The sequence below is a fragment of the Massilia sp. X63 genome (assembly GCF_041023745.1).
GTDB lineage: Bacteria > Pseudomonadota > Gammaproteobacteria > Burkholderiales > Burkholderiaceae_D > Telluria.
The window spans coordinates 343,473-363,554 of the sequence record NZ_JBFTEF010000003.1; the positions used below are offsets into that span (position 1 = coordinate 343,473).

Annotated in this window: 15 protein-coding genes; 8 read left to right on the forward strand and 7 right to left on the reverse strand. The window is 64.5% G+C overall.

What is annotated here, in order from left to right; all coding sequences use genetic code 11:
* Positions 1–38 precede the first annotated feature (38 nt).
* The 7 genes from AB3347_RS08600 to AB3347_RS08630 all read left to right on the forward strand — a co-directional run bounded on the left by AB3347_RS08600 (position 39) and on the right by AB3347_RS08630 (position 5,572).
* Positions 39–878 carry a serine protease gene (locus AB3347_RS08600; protein WP_369091368.1) on the forward strand — a complete coding sequence of 280 codons (840 nt, stop codon included), beginning with the start codon at positions 39–41 and terminating at the stop codon, positions 876–878.
* A gap of 137 nt (positions 879–1,015) precedes the next feature.
* Positions 1,016–1,630, forward strand: a complete 615-nt coding sequence (locus AB3347_RS08605) for an XrtA/PEP-CTERM system exopolysaccharide export protein (RefSeq protein ID WP_369091369.1) — start codon at positions 1,016–1,018, stop codon at positions 1,628–1,630.
* Between the two features lie 183 nt (positions 1,631–1,813).
* A complete protein-coding gene (locus AB3347_RS08610; protein ID WP_369091370.1) occupies positions 1,814–2,377 on the forward strand; it encodes a hypothetical protein in 564 nt (187 codons plus the stop codon).
* Positions 2,378–2,392: 15 nt separating this feature from the next.
* Complete coding sequence (locus tag AB3347_RS08615; protein ID WP_369091371.1) at positions 2,393–2,665, forward strand: HPr-rel-A system PqqD family peptide chaperone; 273 nt, start codon at positions 2,393–2,395, stop codon at positions 2,663–2,665.
* Positions 2,659–3,570: an HprK-related kinase A gene (locus AB3347_RS08620; protein ID WP_369091372.1), complete on the forward strand. Its 912-nt coding sequence runs from the start codon at positions 2,659–2,661 to the stop codon at positions 3,568–3,570. Before AB3347_RS08615 ends, AB3347_RS08620 begins: the two co-directional genes overlap by 7 nt.
* Positions 3,567–4,700, forward strand: coding sequence for a nucleotidyltransferase family protein (locus AB3347_RS08625; RefSeq protein ID WP_369091373.1), 1,134 nt, complete (start codon positions 3,567–3,569; stop codon positions 4,698–4,700). The genes AB3347_RS08620 and AB3347_RS08625 overlap by 4 nt, the downstream gene beginning before the upstream one ends.
* 131 nt (positions 4,701–4,831) lie before the next feature.
* A complete protein-coding gene (locus tag AB3347_RS08630; RefSeq protein ID WP_369091374.1) occupies positions 4,832–5,572 on the forward strand; it encodes a GAF domain-containing protein in 741 nt (246 codons plus the stop codon).
* A 98-nt stretch (positions 5,573–5,670) separates the two neighbouring features.
* Here the strand turns inward: AB3347_RS08630 and AB3347_RS08635 are convergent, their stop codons facing one another.
* A complete protein-coding gene (locus AB3347_RS08635) occupies positions 5,671–6,537 on the reverse strand; it encodes a PEP-CTERM sorting domain-containing protein (RefSeq protein WP_369091375.1) in 867 nt (288 codons plus the stop codon).
* Positions 6,538–6,786: 249 nt separating this feature from the next.
* Here AB3347_RS08635 and AB3347_RS08640 point away from each other — a divergent pair, with 249 nt between their 5' ends.
* Positions 6,787–7,614 (forward strand): ThiF family adenylyltransferase, encoded by an 828-nt coding sequence (locus tag AB3347_RS08640; protein ID WP_369091376.1) that lies wholly within the window; start codon positions 6,787–6,789, stop codon positions 7,612–7,614.
* Here the strand turns inward: AB3347_RS08640 and AB3347_RS08645 are convergent.
* From AB3347_RS08645 to AB3347_RS08670, 6 genes are all read right to left on the reverse strand, one after another.
* A complete protein-coding gene (locus AB3347_RS08645; RefSeq protein ID WP_369091377.1) occupies positions 7,607–8,476 on the reverse strand; it encodes a PEP-CTERM/exosortase system-associated acyltransferase in 870 nt (289 codons plus the stop codon). The genes AB3347_RS08640 and AB3347_RS08645 overlap by 8 nt on opposite strands.
* 30 nt (positions 8,477–8,506) lie before the next feature.
* Complete coding sequence (locus tag AB3347_RS08650) at positions 8,507–9,379, reverse strand: PEP-CTERM/exosortase system-associated acyltransferase (RefSeq protein ID WP_369091378.1); 873 nt, start codon at positions 9,377–9,379, stop codon at positions 8,507–8,509.
* A 62-nt stretch (positions 9,380–9,441) separates the two neighbouring features.
* Complete coding sequence (prsT, locus tag AB3347_RS08655) at positions 9,442–12,222, reverse strand: XrtA/PEP-CTERM system TPR-repeat protein PrsT (RefSeq protein WP_369091379.1); 2,781 nt, start codon at positions 12,220–12,222, stop codon at positions 9,442–9,444.
* A gap of 300 nt (positions 12,223–12,522) precedes the next feature.
* Entirely contained in the window at positions 12,523–12,825 is a 303-nt protein-coding gene (locus AB3347_RS08660; protein ID WP_369091380.1) for a hypothetical protein, read from the reverse strand.
* Between the two features lie 156 nt (positions 12,826–12,981).
* Positions 12,982–16,269: a fused isobutyryl-CoA mutase/GTPase IcmF gene (gene icmF, locus AB3347_RS08665; protein WP_369091381.1), complete on the reverse strand. Its 3,288-nt coding sequence runs from the start codon at positions 16,267–16,269 to the stop codon at positions 12,982–12,984.
* Between the two features lie 126 nt (positions 16,270–16,395).
* Entirely contained in the window at positions 16,396–19,953 is a 3,558-nt protein-coding gene (locus tag AB3347_RS08670) for an indolepyruvate ferredoxin oxidoreductase family protein (RefSeq protein ID WP_369091382.1), read from the reverse strand.
* Positions 19,954–20,082 lie beyond the last annotated feature (129 nt).

Sequence of the window (20,082 nt, forward strand, 5' to 3'; positions counted from 1 at the left end):
CTGTATCAAATGCATATTTTAATGTCGAGAATGCAAAAGTGCCCACACAATTGATTCCTGTTCGAAATTGTTTCCGAGCTCTGTTCCGGGCCCTGCTCGGCGCCTCGTTCGTTGTCGTACTTGCAAGCCTTTCGCTTGCCCTGGGAACGAGCCCGGCATACGCTGCGGCCGCGACCGATCCGCTGCCCGCGACCGTGGCGCGGGTCAAGCCCTCCGTCGTCGGGGTCGGTACTCTGCTCAAGACGCGCCAGCCCGCCACCGTCTTCGTCGGCACCGGTTTCGTCGTTGGCGACGGGTTGAGCGTCATTACCAATGCCCATGTGATTCCGGAGCGCCTCGATGTCGCGGGGATGGAGGAGCTCGGGATCGTCGTGGGAAGCGGGCCGGAAACGGTCGGCTTCCGCCCGGCCCGCCTTGTCGGGCTGGACCGCGAGCACGACCTGGCCCACCTGCGCCTGTCCGGCGCGCCGCTGCCGGCGCTGGCCCTGGGCGAAAACGATGCGGTGGCCGAAGGCCAGTTGCTGGCCTTTACCGGCTATCCGCTCGGGATGCGGCTCGGTCTGCATGCGGCGACCCACCGCGCCACGCTGGCCGCGATCGCGCCGGCGGTGCGGCCCTCGCTCAATTCGCGCCAGCTCGATGCGCGCGCCATTGCCCAGCTCCAGCGCAGTGCCTTCGGCATCTTCCAGCTGGACGGGACTGCCTATCCCGGCAACAGCGGCAGTCCCTTGTATGAACCGGACAGCGGCGCCGTCGTCGGTGTGATCAACATGGTCTACCTGAAAGGCCTGAAGGAAAGTGCGGTGTCGGATCCGAGCGGCATCACCTATGCGATCCCGGTACGCTACGTGCGGGAGCTGTTGCAAAGAAGCCCATAGTATTTCAGCAGTGCACGAGGTTGCTTAAGTGCTATGGTATAAAATAGGGCTTGACACAAAGCGAGCCCGCCAGCGGCCCCGGAACGGACGGCTGCGGCCCATGCCAAACCAGGGGACTTATTGACGTGAGCACGAAAATGACGCACCAAATCAAGCGCGCAGCCCAGGCTGTCGCCATTAGCTGCCTGTTCGTACTGGGCGGTTGCGCCAGTACGCCGGCACCCATCGCGGCCGCGCCCGCCATCAATCCCGAGTACCTGATCGGTCCGGGCGACAGCATCAACATCATCGTCTGGCGCAATCCGGAAGTATCGATGTCGGTGCCGGTCCGTCCGGACGGCAAGATCACCACGCCGCTGGTCGAAGACCTGCCGGCGGCCGGGAAGACCTCGACCCAACTGGCGCGCGATATCGAAGGCGCGCTGGCCAAGTTCATCCAGCAGCCGGTGGTCACCGTGATCGTGACGAATTTTGTCGGCAACTATAACGAGCAGATTCGCGTGATCGGCCAGGCCGCCAAGCCGCAGGCATTGCCTTATCGTAAAGATATGTCGCTGATGGATGTGCTGATCGCTGTTGGCGGGGTGACCGAGTTCGCCGCCGGCAATCGGGCTCAACTCATCCGTACCGTGGACGGCAAGCAGCAGAAATTGCAGGTCCGCCTCGACGACCTGATCAAGGACGGCGATATCTCGGCGAACCTGGCGATGCGCCCTGGCGACGTCCTGGTGATTCCCGAAAGCTTTTTCTGACTGATTGTCGAAAATTCTTACACGGCGCCTGACTTACTGGCTAGATTGGTAGTGCAAGAAATTGGCAGTGCGCCGTAGTCGATTGTTTTTTAACAGGTTTTAGGAAGACTTAAGCCGAAGGCATATTTCTTGCTTAACTGAAATGCAGCTGTCCCCGCATAACCAATGAAAAGGATCGAGCCAGTGTCGACCGAAGATCAAGCAGCGCGCGAACATGGCGCGCCGTCCCTGACACCGCGCGGTGCAGCGCGGCGACGCCTGACCAAGGCCGGTCTGGGCGCGGCCAGCGTGCTGTGGACGCTCGACAGTCGGGCCCAGATGAAAACCATGGTCTGCGTCTCGCCTTCCGGCGCCCTGTCCGGCGGTCTCAGCAGCAATTACGCCAACAAGCCGGCCGCCTGCGAGGGCAAGTCGCCGGGTTACTGGAAGAACCACACCGGCTGGCCGGTCGCCACCGACAAAGCCTTCGGTGATGTGTTCGCCTGCAACGTGACGAACAGTGCCACCTACGGCACGAAGACCTTGCTCGAGATCGTGAAGGGTTGTGACTTCGACAAGTACAACCTCGGCAAGCACCTGGTTGCCACTTACCTGAACGTGCAGTCGGGCCGCATCGGCTTCCTGTCGGTCGCGACCCTGCAACAGATGTGGCGCCAGCTCCAGGGACAGGGTTACTACCAGCCGGCGAAGGGTGTGTTCTGGAGCCCCGAGCAGACCAAGCGCTACCTCGAGGCCACGCAAGATTAAGGACGGCGCTGGCCGATGTGGCGTGTGATTCCGGGGCAGTCCCTGCGCTACCGGCAATGGGACGACGAAGCCGTCCTGTACAACGATCTGTCGGGCGCGACCCATCTTCTGGGTCCGGCGGCCCTGTGCCTGCTCGAAACCTTGCGCGCCGCTCCGGGCGATGAAGCGGCCCTGGCGGCCGGCCTGCGTGCCGCCTTCGAGGTCGACGACGAGACGCTGGCCGACGAGCTGGCCGAGCTGCTCGACGGCCTGGCGCGCCTCGACCTGATCGAGCGCTGCCCATGCTGACCCTGTCCGCGCTGGCGCGCACCGAGCTGCGCCGGCGTTTCGCCGGCCCCGGCCTGGTCCTGCGCACCGGCCCCTTCCGCAGCCGCATCCGCACCGATATTCCCCAGCTGGCCGATACGATCGCCCTGTTATATGCCGATTATCCGGTCGACGAGGAAGGCTTTGCCGATTTCCAGCTGCACCTGCGTACCGTCGGCGGCTGGCGCCGCTGGCTGAGGCCCCAGGTGCGCTTCGACCAGGACGGCCTGGAGCCGTTCAAGCCGCTGCCCCTGGGCCAGGCCCATCCGATGTTCGAGTGGGTGATGAACTGGTGCGTGACGAACAAGGCGCACAGCTACCTGGTGATCCATGCCGCCGTGCTCGAGCGCAACGGCTGCGCGTTCATCCTGCCGGCGCCGCCGGGTTCCGGCAAGAGCACCCTGTGCGCCGCGCTGGTCTGCCGCGGCTGGCGCCTGCTGTCCGACGAGCTGGCCCTGGTGCGCCCGGCCGACCTGGCCCTGGTGCCGCTGCCGCGTCCGGTCAGCCTGAAGAACGCCTCGATCGACGTCATCCGTACCTGGGAACCGCAGGCCGTGTTCGGCCCGGCGGTGCCGGAAACCAGCAAGGGCACCATCGCCCACTTGCGCGCACCCCGGGCCAGCGTGGCGGCCGCCGGCGACACGGCAGCCGCCACTCACATCGTGTTCCCGCGCTACGAAGCCGGCGCGCAGACCCGGCTGGCGCCGGTGCCGAAGGCGCAGCTGTTCACGCGCGTGGCCGACAATGCCTTCAATTACACCGTGCTGGGCGATACCGGCTTCGACACCCTCGGCCGCCTGGTCGACGGCTGCGCCGGCTTCGATTTCTGCTACAGCCAGCTCGACGAGGCAATCGCGCTGTTCGAGACCCTGGCGGAGGCGCGGTGAGCCATCCTGCAGCCTGGCCCCTGCTGGTCGAGGTGCTGCGTGCGCCGCAGCGGGTGCGCACGCTCGACGCCGCCGGCTGGGATCTGTTGCTGCGCCAGGCCGGCCATGCAGACCTCAGCGCGACCCTCGGCATCCTGCTCGACGAGGCCGGGCTGCTTGACGCCGTGCCGGCGGCGCCGCGCGAACACCTCGCCTGGGCCGCGGTGCTGCTGGCACGCCACCGGCGCGCCCTGCATTTCGAGATTGCGCAGATCCGGCGCGCGCTCGATGGCCTCGGCCTGCCGCTGTTACTGCTCAAGGGGGCCGCCTACGTCATGGCCGGGCTGCCGCCGGCCGCCGGCCGCATGTTTTCCGACGTCGACATCCTGGTACCCAAGGAGCGCCTGCCGGAAGTCGAGGCGGCGCTCCTGATGCACGGCTGGGCCGGTACCCACCAGGATGCCTACGACCAGCGCTACTACCGCGACTGGATGCACGAGCTGCCGCCGATGGAGCACGTCCGGCGCGGTAATACCATCGACGTGCACCATGCGATCCTGCCGGAGACCGCCAGGGTGCGGCCCGACCCGGCGCTGCTGCGCGCGGATGCGGTGCGGATCGGCGGCGCCGGAGCGGGCGCCAGCGTCACCGACGCAGGCCTGTGGACCCTGGCCCCGCACGACATGGTGCTGCACAGCGCGGTGCACCTGTTCTCCGAAGGCGAGTGGCACCACGGGTTGCGCGACCTGCTCGACATCCACCGGCTGCTGCAGCATTTCGGGGCCGCGCCGGGTTTCTGGGAAGGCCTGGTCGCGCGCGCCGTGCGGCTCCAGCTCGCGCGCCCGCTGTTCTACGCGCTGCGTTACGGCGTGCGCCTGCTCGGCACGCCGGTGCCCGCCGCCGTGCTGGCCGAGGCGCACACGGCCGGCAGCCCGGGCAGGCCCTTGCTGGCCTTGATGGATGCGCTGTTCCTGCGCGCGTTGCAGCCGCCCCATCCCAGCTGCGCCGGCCGCCTCGCGCCGGCCGCGCTGAACGCGCTCTACCTGCGCGGAAACTGGCTGCGCATGCCGCCGCCGATGCTGGCGCGCCACCTGTTCCACAAGGCCTTCATATCGCCACGCCAGCCGCAGGAGCCGCCGCAGCTGGTGTAAGAAGCTGTCCCGGCAGAGCGTGCGTGCTTTCGGCGCGCCCGGCAAGCGCAGCGCTTGTTGTAAAGATTGAATTAAATTATCATCAATCGGCGGCGTCCGGCCGGCAGCGTGTTGACCTTGAGAGGCGGCCCATGACCAATGATGCGAAGCAGCTGGTGCGACTGCAGGACGTGCAGGCGTTGCTCGCCAGCGGCTCACTCGACGACAACCTGGCGAGACACGCCGAATTGGCCCGGCGCCTGGTCGGCGCCACCAGCTGTTCAGTCATGTTGCTCAACAGCGAAACGGCGGACGACCTGCGCATGCGCCTGTGTGCCAGCGCCGGCGATATGTCGCCGGAAGCCGCCGACGCCCTGGTCGGCAGCGGCGAGGGCATCTGCGGCCAGGTACTGGCCAGCGGCCGGGCCTTGCTGGTGGACGACATCGGCCGTTCCGAATTCGCCGGCCTGGCACGGCGCCGGCGCGCGGCCGTGCCGGCCCTGATGTCGGCGCCGGTGCGCATCGACGGCCGCATCGTCGGTGTGCTCAATGTCAGCGGCGCCGCTTTCAGTGAGAGCGAGCTGCAATTGCTCGAAGTGACCGCGCTGTTCATCGGCAAATCGGTCCAGGTCATTCAGTTGCAGCGCCTGCTGGCCTCGCGCTTCGCCCAGATGGCCCTGGTGCGCGAGGCGCGCGAGCGCGCGGGGGCGGACGGTGGAGCCGTCGCCGATACCGCCTACCAGAACCCGGAAGAGGTAGCGCGCATCCTGGCGCGCTCGTTCTATAAAGAGATGACGCGGGCCGGCTTCGCGCCGGGCCAGATCGTCAGCGCCGCCACCGAACTGATCGGCCAGTTGGGCGGGGCGATCCAGCAATCCGGGCGCGCCGACTGACACGTCGCCCTGCAATGGAAAAAGGCCGGATCCCCGAGGGATCCGGCCTTTTTTCCGGCCTTGGACCGTTCCCGCCGGGGCGGGAACGATGTGCCAGATTACTTGGCAGCCTTGCGGCGGCGCAGGCCAGCCAGGCCGGCGAAGCCCAGGCCCAGCAGGGCCAGCGAGCCTGGTTCCGGAACGTTGCCCTGCACGTCGCCGGTAGCGTCGACAGTCCAGCCGTATTCTGCCGAGCGGCCGGTCTGGCCGTAGGTGACCTTCAGGAACAGGTCGTGCATGTTGCCGTTCGGGTCGACCTGGGCGTTGGTGTCGAACAGGCCTTTCATCGAGCCGCCGGTCACGTCCAGGAAGCCCTGGCCGCCACCCGAGATCGAGTTGTTGGCGAAGCTCGAGATGTACGAGTACTGCGGCTCGCCGCCCAGCGCGCCGGGGCCGAACACGGCCGACAGGGCCAGGGAGCCGCCGACGTCGGTGATGCCCTTGTAGCCGAACTCGCCCAGACGGCCGTTCGGACCGTAGGAAGCGTTATAGTTGGACCCGGTCAGGTACATGTTCAGCCAGCCGCCGGTGCCCAGCGCCAAGGTGGTTGGCGAGATCTGGCCGTTCACTTCGACGTAGGTATCCTTGATGCCGCCGAACATGCCGGTCATGTATTCACCGTTCTGGCCGATGGCCCAGATCAGGCTGCCGTCCGACACGCGCGAGATGCTCTGCACCGAGAAGATACCCCAGGTATCTTCGCTACCAACGGCGTTCGGGGCTGGCTGCGAAGCCGCAGCGTCGCACGCTGCAATGGTCGTGCATTTCGTGCCTTGGGTGTCACCGTAGCCGACGGTACCTGCGTCGAAGGCGTTGATGGTGATCTTCAGGTCCCCGGCGACCAGGGTAACTGCGCTAGCAGGAGCGGACACGGCAGCAGCCATTGCGACACCAGCGATGATTCCCGAGATTTTCTTGATGTTCATTTGGTTCATTCCTCACAAGTTGTTGTACACGACTCCGACACAAGAACACTAAGCATGAGCCGTGCCAGCCCTTAAGAAGATGTGCTAAACCATTGATTAAATTTCACATTTCCTGCTGGCATTGTTAGTTCCTGGCGTTTCCAGGAAACATTTGTAAGGAAACCCGACAGTGAAGTACTTCACATAAGCGTCGCATTTTGAACAAAATTGCACTACGATATCTACACTTTCACCGAACAAAGAGATGCCATGGCCAATTTCAATTACGATAACTTTGTTACGCGCAACAGCGGCTACATTGCCCAGGACACCCAGGACAAGATCCGCAATGCGCGAGTCCTGTTCGCGGGCTGTGGACTCGGCAGCGGACCGGTGATCTGCGCCGCCCGTACCGGCTTCCAGAATTTCATGCTGATCGACGGCGATACCGTCGACGCGCATAACCTGAACCGCCAGTTCTTCGATTTCGACGACGTGGGCACGCCCAAGGTCGAAGCACTGAAGAAGCACATCCTGCGGATCAATCCGGAAGCGAAGGTCGAGGCGCATGTGGCCATGCTCGACAAGAACAATGCGGCCGACCTGGTCAGCCAGGCCGACCTGATCTTCGACACCATCGATTTCGTCGACCTGGAAGCGGTGCTGGCCCTGCACGGTAATGCGGCGGCGCGCGGCAAGCCGATCTTCACGGCGATGAACATCGGCTTCGGCGCCGGAGTGATGTATTTCCCGCCGGGTTCGGGCAATTCGCTGCCGGCCATCCTGCAGCGCGACGTGGAAGCCGCTGCGGCCGAAGGCAACCTGAGCTATACCGCGGTGTTCCAGCGCGTGATGGGCCGCATCGGCGCGCACCTGGACCGCCAGGTGATGGAAGAGGTGGCCAAGGCATTGACCATCATGGAAGACGGAACCGCCTGCCCGGCGTCACAGATTGCGGTCGGCAGTTTCTCGGTGGCGGCGCTGGCCATGGCGATGATGCACGACATGCTGGCTGGCATGGAAGTGCCGTCGGCGCCGAACATGGTGATCCACAGCTTCCGCAACCACGTCACCAAGCTGGTGAATATCGCTAGTTGATATCGTTGGGCGTATTGCCCAGTTCCTGATTGCGCACCACGTGCACGCGGGATGGGTAACTGTGCTCGACCACGGGCGGCTTCTCGTTGAACCAGGCCGCCAGTGTCGGGTTGCTTTGACGCAGCTTGCGTCCGAGATCGTGCAGGTCGAGCACGTAGGGCGTGACGGCGCCGTAATAATTCGCTTCGGGGCCGATTGCCATGAAGCGAAAGCCCATTTTCTTCAGCGCATGCGCGAGCGAGCGCTCCATTGCCGCATACCAGTAGCGGATGCCGCTGTCCTGGCTATGGCGGAACATTTCACGGTACATTCCCAGCAGTAACATGGGTGAGGTGCGGTCGCGCCGGTCGACGGCCGGGTCGAAATCGTCGGCAGGATCGTGGTGGTGGCTCGGCAGGAAACCGGGGATGCCCAGCACGCTGTCGGCACGCCGGCGCCGGTGGCTCTTCTTGACCACCAAGCGCGAGATCTCGGCCGATTGTTCGCGGTCGGGCATCTCGAAATCGCTGAAGACTTCGCAGTGCAGTTCGAAGGGGTAGGGCTTGGGGGCGTCCGGCTGCACCAGGCGCACGGCCCCGACCAGCTTTTCGTCCAGCGTGTATGCCGCGAAGTGGGTGGAAACGTCGTCGTAGTCGTCGAGCTCCATGCCGTCGACGTATTGCTCGGCCTGGAGGAAGGCGCATTCCAGGCAATACACCTGATGCCGTAGCCTGAAAATATCGCCCGGGATGGCGCCGCTGTGGCCGCCCCGGTAAGCCCGGAAAATCTTGCGATTGACGTGATCGATTGTTTCCTGGTGTGCCCCGAACTCAACACGGGACAGGAAGGCGTCAGGATCGACGCGTGCTTTTCCGTTGTCCATCTGTAGTTTTTGTCCAGTCTTGGACCCTGGTTATTTTTTCCTGAAGCGCCCCTCCAGATAATTGCCGACCATGGTTTTCACCAGGATCCACAGGGGGATTGGTTCATCGTTGAACCAGGCAGCCAGGAACTTGTTTTCTCTCTTTAAACGCCCGAGCAGTTCGTCCAGATCGGCCATGTGAGGAGTGACCGGACCGTAGTAATCGACTTGGGGCCCGATCGGCACAAACCTGAATCCCATCTTTTCCAGCGAGCGCGCCAGTGACCGTTCCATAGCCGCGTACCAGTAACGAATTCCGTTCTGACGGCTATAGCGGTACATCTCTCTATACATGCCGAGCAATAATAGCGGACTATTGCCGCGCTTGTCGCGCCGCACGGTTGAACGCGGTTGAATCGTCTTCGTGCTGCCTTTTTCCACGAAATCCTGCGAAATACCCTCCATCGAGTCGCCTCGGCGCCGGCGGTAGGTCTTCTTGACGACCAGGCGCGAGATCTCGGCCGCGTTGTCCCGCGCCGGATATTCGAATCCCGGAAAGGTTGTGCAATGCGACTCGAAAGGATAGGTTTGGCCCTCGTGCGGCTGTACCAGGCGCACGGTGCCGACGATGTCGTTGGCAAGGGTATAGGCGGCGAAATGGATCGAGCAATCGTCGTAGTCGTCGGTTTCCTGGCCGTCCTCGAATTCGCTCGCTTCGAGATAATGCCGCTCCAGACAATACACGTCGTAGCGCAGCTTGTAGATCTCCTTGAGCACGTAGGATTCCATATTCCCCTTCAATACCCTCTTGAAGGTAAAGTAGGGAATCAGTACGTCACGCTTGCCGCTGAAACGCTCGACAAGCCGGCTCAAGAAACCGCTGCGAACCGGATCGCACTCTCGTTGCTGGGTAATGGAATTCATGGTCATGCCCTGGGGCCTCATTACAAAGGGACGACGGCAGCCGTGGCCGCCGTCGTATCGGCTTACAGCTGGCGCATCAGTGATTTGGCCTCGTCCATCATGGCGAAGGGCTTGCCGGATGCGAGCGCCTTCTCGAGTTCCTTGCGGGCGCCCGCCTTGTCGCCGGACTTGGCGAGGGCCGCCGCCAGGTGGTAGCGCACATCCTCGGCATCCGGCACCGCGGCAACGGCCTTGCGCAGCAGGTCCAGGCCGCGTGCGGTGTCGCCTTTCTCCACCAGGATCCAGCCCAGCGTATCCATGATGGCCGGGTTCTGGCCGGCCAGCTTGTAGGCCTGCTCGGCGGTCGGCAGGGCGCGCGCGTCCTTCTCCTGCTGGTAGGCCCAGGCCAGGTTATTGAGCGCCGCCGCGTTCGACGGATTGACCTTGACGATGCTTTCAAGGCTGGTGATGGCCTGCTTGAACTGGCGCTTGGCCAAGTAGCCGTCGGCAACCAGCAGGCCGACCATCTGGTCCTTCGGATTGGCGGCCTGGTACTTCGCCAGGCGGGCCTGGGCTTCGCCTTCCTTGCCGCTCTGCTTCAGCACTTCGCTGATCTTGATCAGGTGGACCGGAGCATTGCTCAGCGCATAGGCCTTCTCATAGGCCGCCAGCGCCGGCGCCAACTTCTGCTGGCCCTGCATCAGTTCGCCCTCTACCTGGAAACCGAGCGGCGATTTCGGCTCGTCCTTCTGGATCTGGCGTGCGATCGCCAGGGCCTCGTCCGGTTTACCGCCGCGCATCGCCAGTTCGACCTGGGCCAGGCGAGCCTGCATGAACTTCGGATCGAGCGACAGGGCGCGCTTCAGGTTCTCGGCCGCGGCCGTGTCGTTCTTCATCAGCATGTTGACCGCGGCCAGGCGCATCTGCGCCATCGGCGACTTCGGCACCGCTGCCGCCAGCTTGCTGTACGACTCGAGCGCGCCGGTATTGTCCTTGGTCGCGATCTGCGCCTGGCCCATCAGGTCCAGCAACTCCGGGCTGGACGGGTTCACGGACAGCATCTTGCGCGCCAGCGCCAGTGCCTTGTCGGCCTGCTTGTTGCGCAGGTAGTGGGTGCCGAGCTTGATTGCCGGTGCGATCGCGGCCGGGTTTTCCGCCTGGGCTTTCTCCAGCCAGGTGGTGGCGCCTTCCGGACGACCCTGCTGCAGTTCGAGTGCCGCCAGCGCGCTCATCGCGTCGGCGTTCTTCTTGTCCTTGGCCAGCAGCGCCTCGAAGCGCTTTTTGGCGCCGGCCGGATTCTTCTCGGCGATGTCGATGCTTGCCAGGTTCGACACGGCCGGGAAGAAGGTCGGGTTCAGCGCGACCGCTTTCTCGAAGCTGGCGCGCGCGTTCTTGAGGTCTTGCTTGCCGAGGTAGACGCCGCCCTTCATGTTGTGGACCGCCGGGTTGTCCGGCTGCGCCTTCTCGAGCGCCTGCACCGCCGCCAGGGCCTTGTCGTGCTGGCCGCGGCGCATCTCGGCCTGCACCAGGGCGAAGCCGGCGTCGGTGGATTTCGGGTCGAGCGTGGCGGCGCGTTCCAGTTCGCCGATCGCCTGGTCGACGTTGCCCTGGCCCATCTTCGACAGGCCCAGCGAGGTGCGGATGCTGGCCGCACCCGGCGCCAGCGCGCTGGCCTGCTCCAGGTAGGCGGAGGCCTTGGCAAAGTCGCGCGACTGCAGGTAGGACTGGCCGGTCAGCGCCAGCAACTGGGCGTCCTTGCCGCTGTCCTTCAGGGCCGGGGCCAGCACCGCGGTCGCCTCGGCGGGCTGGCCGGACTTCAGGAATACCTGTGCCAGCAGCTTGCGCGCATAGACATTGTTCGGGTTCGCTTCGAGGTATTTGCGCAGGTGCTGCTCGGCCTGCTGGGTAGAGCCCAGGTTCAGCTCCACGGCGCCGGCCAGCAGCACGCTCGGCATGTGATCGGGGGCGACCTTCAGGACTTTTTGCAGGGACTCGCGTGCCTCGGCGTTCTTGTTGCTCGTATAGTCGAGCAGGGCCTGGGCGTAGGTGAGGTTCAGGTCGCCGTTCCACTGCTTCTTGGCAGCGTCGAGATCGGCTTTCGCTGCCGCCAGGTCGCTGGTGCCGATATGGACATACGCCTTTTCGACATGGGCGCTGCGGTGGCCCGGATCGATCTGCAGGACCTTGTCGTAGGCGGCCAGGGCTTCCTTGGCATTGCCCATGCTGCGCAGCAGATTACCTTTCAGCATCCACGCTTCCGTACTGGCCGGCGCGCGAGTGACGGCCTGTTCCACGAAGCGCTTGGCGCTGTCGGGGTCGTTGCCGACGGCCGCATGGCGTGCCAGCCCGACCAGGGCATCGGCCGAATTCGCGTCCAGTGCCAGCGCCGCGTCATAGGCTTCCTTGGCTTTGTCGCCCTGGCCCAGCCACAGGTAGGCGTCGCCGCGGCGTGCCAGCAGTTCCGCCGATCCCTGGGCTTGTTCCGGTTTGACTTCGTCGAGGAGTTCCTGGAATTTGCCCTGCAGGAGCAGGGTGCGTGCGATCTGGGGAAGGGTCTTGTCGCTTGGCGCGCCCAGGCTGGCTGCCTTGCGTAGTTCCTTGTCGGCCGAGGCCGCGTCACCGAGGTCGAGATACAGGTTGCCGAGACGCAGGCGCGCGTCGACGTTGTCCGGGTTTTGCGCGACCGCGTTCTTCAGCTGGATCAGCGCGGCCTTGCGATCACCTTTCTTTTGGTATTGTTGCGCTTCCGCGATCAGCTCTTCCGCAGTTTGCGTTCGGCTGCAGCCGGCCATGCCTGCGCTGAGCAGAATGGCGCCAGAAACTACGGCAACGGCAAGTTGTTTCTTGGTGAGAGTACCCGGCATTGTCTTTCCCTTTGATGAAGGCGCTTGCGTAAAGATTGGGTTGGGTGCAAGCGAAGTTTCCCGACTGATAATAATACCCGAAGGTATTCGCCAGGAACGCCGACAGCTCATCCGTACACGCAAATAGCCCCTCTCTGTTGCTATTGTGTGAGTTTGCGCGGGATAAAGTGTTGGTTTATAGAAAGATAACAGCCGTTGGCTGCGAAGGGCAGTCCCACGCAGGGGGGATCAGGCGCGTGCACGAAGCATCGGCCCTTGGCTGGATGCTCACACCCCCATGCCGGGAGTGTTAATGGATATCTAAGACTTGCGCAGGCGGCTCAGCAGCGCGTCGACGTTCTCGCCCACCGGTAGCCCATGGCGGCGCAACAACTGTACATGCAGGACCAGGTTTTCCAGCACCAGCTTGGCCGACACGGCCAGCAGGGTCATCAGGCGATCTTCGGTGCTGAAGTTCTCCATCGCACCCGCCATCTCGCACAGATGGGTGGCCACCAGCGCGCGCAACTCGTCTTCAGGGAAGGGAAGGTCGGCAAAATCGATCGGGTCTTCCTGTTCGACTTCGCGCATCAGGGCGGCGAGCTGTTCGGGCTGGATCGGCATGCGTGGCTCCGCTGGTGGGAATGAGTCCATTCTAGGCCACCGGCGCGATCGGTGGCCACGGGATTCGACAAGCGGAAACGACAGCGGCAGCGTGGTGGCGCTGGTCCACGACGCTGCCGCTGAATGCCGCGCCGGCTTGGGACCGGCGTGGAAGGCTTACATATTGCGGCGATACTGCCCGCCGACCTCGAACAGCGCGGTCGTGATCTGGCCCAGCGAGCAGACGCGCACGGCGTCCATCAGCTTGGCGAACACGTTCTCGTTGTCGATCGCGGCCTGCTGCAGGGCTGCCAGCGCGGCCGGGGCCTGGTCGGCGTTACGGCGGTGGAAGTCTTCCAGGCGGGTCAGCTGCGACTGCTTTTCGTCGTCGGTCGAACGCGCCAGCTCGATCGTCGCCGGGGCACCGGCGCCGTTCGGATTGCGGAAGGTGTTCACGCCGATGATCGGCAGCGAGCCGTCGTGCTTCTTGTGCTCGTACAGCATCGACTCTTCCTGGATCTTGCCGCGCTGGTAGCCGGTTTCCATCGCGCCCAGCACGCCGCCGCGCTCGGCGATGCGCTCGAACTCCTGCATCACCTGCTCTTCGACCAGGTCGGTCAGCTCGTCGATGATGAAGGCGCCCTGGTTCGGGTTCTCGTTCTTCGCCAGGCCCCATTCGCGGTTGATGATCAGCTGGATGGCCAGTGCGCGGCGCACCGATTCGTCGGTCGGCGTGGTGATCGCTTCGTCGTAGGCGTTGGTGTGCAGCGAGTTGCAGTTGTCGTAGATCGCGATCAGGGCCTGCAGCGTGGTGCGGATGTCGTTGAAGTCGATCTCCTGCGCGTGCAGCGAGCGGCCCGAGGTCTGGATGTGGTACTTCAGCTTCTGGCTGCGCTCGTTGGCGCCGTACTTGTCGCGCATGGCGACGGCCCAGATGCGGCGCGCCACGCGGCCCAGCACCGTGTATTCAGGGTCCATGCCGTTCGAGAAGAAGAAGGACAGGTTCGGGGCGAAGTCGTCGATGTGCATGCCGCGCGCCAGGTAGGCTTCCACAAAAGTGAAGCCGTTCGACAGCGTGAAGGCCAGCTGCGAGATCGGGTTGGCGCCCGCTTCGGCGATGTGGTAGCCCGAGATCGACACCGAATAGAAATTGCGCACCTGGTGGTGGACGAAGTATTCCTGGATGTCGCCCATCACCTTCAGCGAGAACTCGGTCGAGAAGATGCAGGTGTTCTGGCCCTGGTCTTCCTTCAGGATGTCGGCCTGCACGGTGCCGCGCACGTTCATCAGGACCCAGTCCTTGATCTTCTGCGCTTCGTCGTCGGTCGGCTGGCGACCGTTATCAAGCACGAACTTGTCGATCTGCTGGTCGATGGCGGTGTTCATGAACATCGCCAGGATGGTCGGGGCCGGACCGTTGATCGTCATCGACACCGAGGTCGACGGGCTGCACAGGTCGAAACCGTCGTACAGCACCTTCATGTCGTCCAGGGTCGCGATCGAGACGCCCGAGTTGCCGACCTTGCCGTAGATGTCCGGGCGCAGTGCCGGATCGGCGCCGTACAGGGTCACGGAGTCAAAAGCGGTCGACAGGCGCTTGGCGTCCATGCCGGTCGAGACCAGCTTGAAGCGGCGGTTGGTGCGGAAGGCGTCGCCTTCGCCCGCGAACATGCGGGTCGGGTCTTCGCCTTCGCGCTTGAAGGCGAACACGCCGGCCGTGTACGGGAAGGAACCCGGCACGTTTTCCAGCATCAAGAAGCGCAGGATCTCGCCGTGGTCTTCGAACTTCGGCAGCGCCACCTTGCGGATCGGGTTGCCCGACAGGGTTTTCTGCACCAGGCGGGTACGGATTTCCTTGTCGCGGATTTTCACGACGTAGTCGTCGCCCGCATAGGCGGCCTGCATGTCCGGCCACATGGCCAGCAGCTTCCTGGCGCCGCCTTCCATGGCGTTGTCGCGCTCGGTGATCAGGTCGTCGAGGACCACATCACGGTTGGCGGCGGCCAGCATGCGCTTGGTCTCGCTCAGCTGCTGGCGCTCGCGCGCCAGTTGCACCTGCTTCTTGACGTTGCGGTGGTAGCCGCGCACGGTGTCGGCGATTTCGGCGAGGTAGCGCGCGCGTGCCGGCGGAACGATCACGTTCTTGCCGCTCGAGTACTTCTGGGTCGGCGGCGCGAGCTTGCTCGGCTCGACCTGCAAGCCCAGTTCGGCCAGCTTCGGCAGCAGGCCGTGGTACAGGGCGGTGACGCCGTCGTCGTTGAAGCGCGAAGCCTGAGTGCCGTACACCGGCATTTCATCGGGCTGGCGGCTCCACAGTTCGCGGTTGCGCTGGTATTGCTTGGCGACGTCGCGCAGCGCATCCTGCGCGCCCTTGCGGTCGAATTTATTAATGGCGATGAAGTCGGCGAAGTCGAGCATGTCGATCTTCTCGAGCTGCGAGGCGGCGCCGAATTCCGGGGTCATCACGTACATCGAGGTGTCGACATGCGGCACGATGGCGGCGTCGCCCTGGCCGATGCCCGAGGTCTCGACGATCACGAGATCGAAACCGGCCACCTTGCAGGCGGCGATCACGCTAGGGAGGGCCTGCGAGATCTCGGAACCGGCTTCGCGCGTGGCGAGCGAACGCATGAACACGCGTGCCTGGCCGTTCCACGGATTGATCGCATTCATGCGGATGCGGTCGCCCAGCAGGGCGCCGCCCGACTTGCGGCGCGACGGATCGATCGAGATGACGGCGATGTTGATGCGGTCGCCCTGGTCGAGGCGAATGCGGCGGATCAGTTCATCGGTCAGCGAGGACTTGCCGGCGCCGCCGGTGCCGGTGATGCCCAGCACCGGGGCCTTGACGCTGTCGGCCGCTTCCATGATCTGCTTGCGCAGGGCTTCGTCTGCCTTGCCGTTTTCCAGCGCGGTGATCAGCTGGGCCAGCGGGCGGTGGCGCGCGGCGATGTCGCCTTGCTTCAATGCCTCGATCGAGGTGGGGGCGTAGGAAGACAAATCGACGTCGCAGCTTTCCAGCATCGAGCGGATCATGCCGACCAGGCCCATGCGCTGGCCGTCTTCCGGGCTGAAGATGCGGGTGACGCCGTAGGCGTGCAGTTCGTCGATCTCGCTCGGGACGATCACGCCGCCGCCGCCGCCGAACACCTTGATGTGGGCGCCGCCGCGCTGGCGCAGCAGGTCGATCATGTACTTGAAGTATTCGACGTGGCCGCCCTGGTAGCTCGAGATGGCGATGCCTTGCACGTCTTCGGCCAGGGCCGCGGTGACGACTTCGTCGACCGAGCGGTTGTGGCCGAGGTGGATCACTTCGGCGCCGTTCGACTGCAGGATGCGGCGCATGATGTTGATCGAGGCGTCATGGCCGTCGAACAGGGAAGCGGCGGTGACGAAGCGCACCTTGTTGGCCAGCTTCGGCTGCTCCGGCAGGTCGAGTTTCGCGGCGGGGGTGATGTCGTTCATTGGATTGGGTCCTTGGGAGTTCGGGAGGACAGGGGTATCTCGGTACGGTATATGACGTTAACGTTAACGTCAAGCCGGGCACGATGTGGGTTTGTAGGGTGGGCGGGAGACCCGCCCACCCTACGATTACGCAGCGCGCTTTTTGACGTTGCCGGAGAGCAGCTCAGCCTTGCGTGCACGGAATTCGGCCACGGCCTGTTCCTTCACGTGGCCGAAGCCGCGGATCTGTTCCGGCAGCGCGGCCAGTTCGACCGCCTCGGCGTGGTTGGCCGCATCCAGCCTGGCCAGCAGCATGTCAACCATCTCGCGGTATTCGCCGATCAGCGCGCGTTCCATCTTGCGCTCGGCGGTCTTGCCGAAGATGTCGAAGGCGCCGCCGCGCAGGCCCTTCATTTTCGCCAGCAGCTTGAAGGCGCCGAACATCCAGGAACCATACTGCGCCTTGACCATGTGGCCCTTGGCGTCCTTCTTCGCAAACATCGGCGGCGCCAGGTTGAACTTCAGCGAGAAGTCGCCTTCGAACTGGGACTTCAGTTGCTCGACGAAGCGGCCGTCGGTGTACAGGCGCGCGACTTCGTACTCGTCCTTGTAGGCCATCAGCTTGGCGTAGTTCTTCGCCACCGCCATCGACAGCTTGCTGCCCAGCCCCTTCGCGGTCTCGAGCTCGCGCACGCGCTTGACCAGGTCCTCGTAGACCGCCGCATAGGCGGCATCCTGGTAGCCGGTCAGGTGCTCGACGCGCTTCTTGATCACGCTGTCCAGGCTTTGCGGCATCTGCACGACGATGGCTTGCGCCGGGATCGCCTGCTTCTCGACGCGCTTGAAGTCCACGGCGGCGCGGCGGCCCCACAGGAAGCTCATCTTGTTGGAAGCAACCGCCACGCCATTCAGCTCGATGGCGCGCAGCAGGGCGGCTTCCGTCAAGGGGATGCGGCCTTTCTGCCAGGCGTAACCCATCAGGAACAGGTTGGTGGCGATCGAGTCGCCCATCAGCGCAGTCGCGAGTTTGGTGGCATCGACGAAATCGGCGCCCGACTCGCCGCCCACGGCTTCCAGGATCAGGGCGCGCACGTCGTTCGAGGGGAATTCCCAGTCGCGCTGCTGGGCAAACGTGCCGGTCGGCTGCTCGTGCAGGTTGACGATGGCCAGGGTGCGGCCGGGACGCATCTTGGAGACCGCATCGGCCGCGCCGGTGGTGAGGATGTCGCAGCCGAGGATCAGGTCCGCTTCGCCGGTGGCGATGCGCTGGGCGCGCAGGCGGTCCGGGGTGGCGGCGATCTTCACGTGCGAGGTCACAGAGCCGTTCTTCTGGCTCATGCCGGTCATGTCCAGCACCGAGGCGCCCTTGCCTTCGAGGTGGGCGGCCATGCCCATCAGCGCGCCGACGGTGATCACGCCGGTGCCGCCGATGCCGTTGATCAGGATGTTGTACGGATGCTCGACGCTCGGCAGGCCAGGCTCGGGCAGGGCGCCCCAGCCGTCGTCGGGGCCCTGTTTGCTCACGCCGGCCTTGCTCTTCTTGAGGGTGCCGCCTTCGACGGTAACAAAGCTCGGGCAGAAGCCCTTGGCGCACGAGTAATCCTTGTTGCACGAGGACTGGTCGATCTGGCGCTTGCGGCCGAATTCCGTTTCCTTCGGCAGGATCGAGACGCAGTTCGACTGGATGCCGCAGTCGCCGCAGCCTTCGCACACGGCTTCGTTGATCACCATGCGCTGGTTCGGGTCCGGGAATTCCTTCTTCTTGCGGCGGCGGCGCTTCTCGGCGGCGCAGGTCTGGTCGTAGATGATGACCGTGACACCCGGCAGTTCGCGCAGTTCGCGCTGGATGTCGTCCATGTGCTTGCGGTCGTGCAGGGTGACGATCGCCGGCAGGTTCGAGCGGTCGGCATAGCGCGACAGGTCTTCGGTGACCAGCGCGATGCGCTGCACGCCCTCGGCCGCCATCTGCTGGGCAATGTGCGGCACCGAAGTCGTGCCGTCCACCGGCTGGCCGCCGGTCATCGCCACCGCGTCGTTGTACAGGATTTTATAAGTGATGTTGACCTTGGCCGAGACGGCCGCGCGGATCGCCAGGTAGCCCGAGTGGAAGTAGGTGCCGTCGCCCAGGTTCTGGAACACGTGCGGCACCTTGGAGAACGCGGCCTGGCCGATCCAGGGTGCGCCTTCGCCGCCCATGTGGGTGGTCAGCTTGTTCATCTCCGGGTAGATCGAGGTCGCCATCACGTGGCAGCCGATGCCGGCCAGCGCGAAGGAACCATCCGGCACCTTGGTCGAGGTGTTGTGCGGGCAGCCGGAGCAGTAGAAGGCCGGGCGGAACGGCGTGGTGATCGCCTTGGCAAGTACCGCGTCCTTGGCTTCCAGGAAGGCCAGGCGCGCGCGGATCAGGTCGCGGGTGCTGTCGTCGGACACCAGGCGCGCGATGCGGCCGGCGATCACGCGCGCCACCTGCGCCACCGAGAAGTCGGCCTTCGGCGGCAGCAGCCAGTCGCCGCGCGGCGCCACCCACTCGCCCTTGTCGTCGAACTTGCCGACGATATGCGGGCGCACGTCGTCGCGCCAGTTGTACAGCTGTTCCTTCAGTTGGTACTCGACCACCTGGCGCTTCTCTTCGACCACCAGGATCTCTTCCAGGCCCTGTGCGAATTCGCGCACGCCTTCCGGCTCCAGCGGCCAGATCATCGCGACCTTGTACAGGCGCAGGCCGACCTTGGCGGCCATGGCTTCGTCGATGCCCAGTTCTTCCAGCGCTTCCAGCACGTCCAGGTAGGATTTACCCGAGGCGATGATGCCGAGTTTCGCATTCGGGCTGTCGATGGTGGTGCGATTCAGCTTGTTCTCGCGGGCGTAGGCCAGCGCCGCGTAGATCTTGTAGTCCTGCATCAGCGCTTCCTGGGCGCGCGCCTGCTGGCCCAGCGGCACGGAGGAAAGCTTGGTGTTCAGGCCACCTTCCGGCATCACGAAATCCTTCGGATACTTGACCTCGACGCGGAAAGGGTTGGCGTCGACCGAGGCGCTCGATTCGACCGTGTCGGCCAGCGCCTTGAAGGCCACCGCGCAGCCCGAGTAGCGCGACATGGCCCAGCCGTGCACACCCAGGTCCAGGTATTCCTGCACGTTGCAGGGGTAGAGCACCGGGATCATGCAGGCCGAGAAGATGTGGTCGGACTGGTGCGGCAGGGTCGAGGAATAGGCGCCATGGTCGTCGCCGGCCACCAGCAGCACGCCGCCATGCTTGGCGGTGCCGGCGTGGTTCATGTGCTTGAAGACGTCGCCGCAGCGGTCCACGCCCGGGCCCTTGCCGTACCACATGGCGAACACGCCGTCGTACTTGGCCGGGCCGATCAGGTCCACGGTCTGGGTGCCCCAGACGGCGGTGGCGGCCAGGTCTTCGTTCACGCCCGGGACGAACTGCACGTGGTTGGCTTCCAGATGGCCCTTGGCCTTCCACAGGGTCTCGTCAAGGCCGCCAAGCGGCGAGCCGCGGTAGCCGGACACGAAACCGGCGGTGTTCAGGCCGGCGGCGGCGTCGCGCTCGCGCTGCATCATCGGCAGGCGCACCAGGGCCTGGATACCGGACAGGAAGATGTTGCCGGTCTTGGCGGTGTACTTGTCGTCGAGGGTGACGGTGTGAAGGCGGGACGAATGGTCCGGCGTCGCCGCTTGTGGCGTGACGGTGTCTGGCATGGGGGTCTCCAAAATCGTGGTTCGATGCGGGTGTTCGCCGCTGGCTGCCGGGTAGGCGGGGCGGAAGAACGGGTCGCGGTAGCGACGTCGAGCGTCAAAGGCGCTCTTTAACCGCGTGGAGTGTAGGGA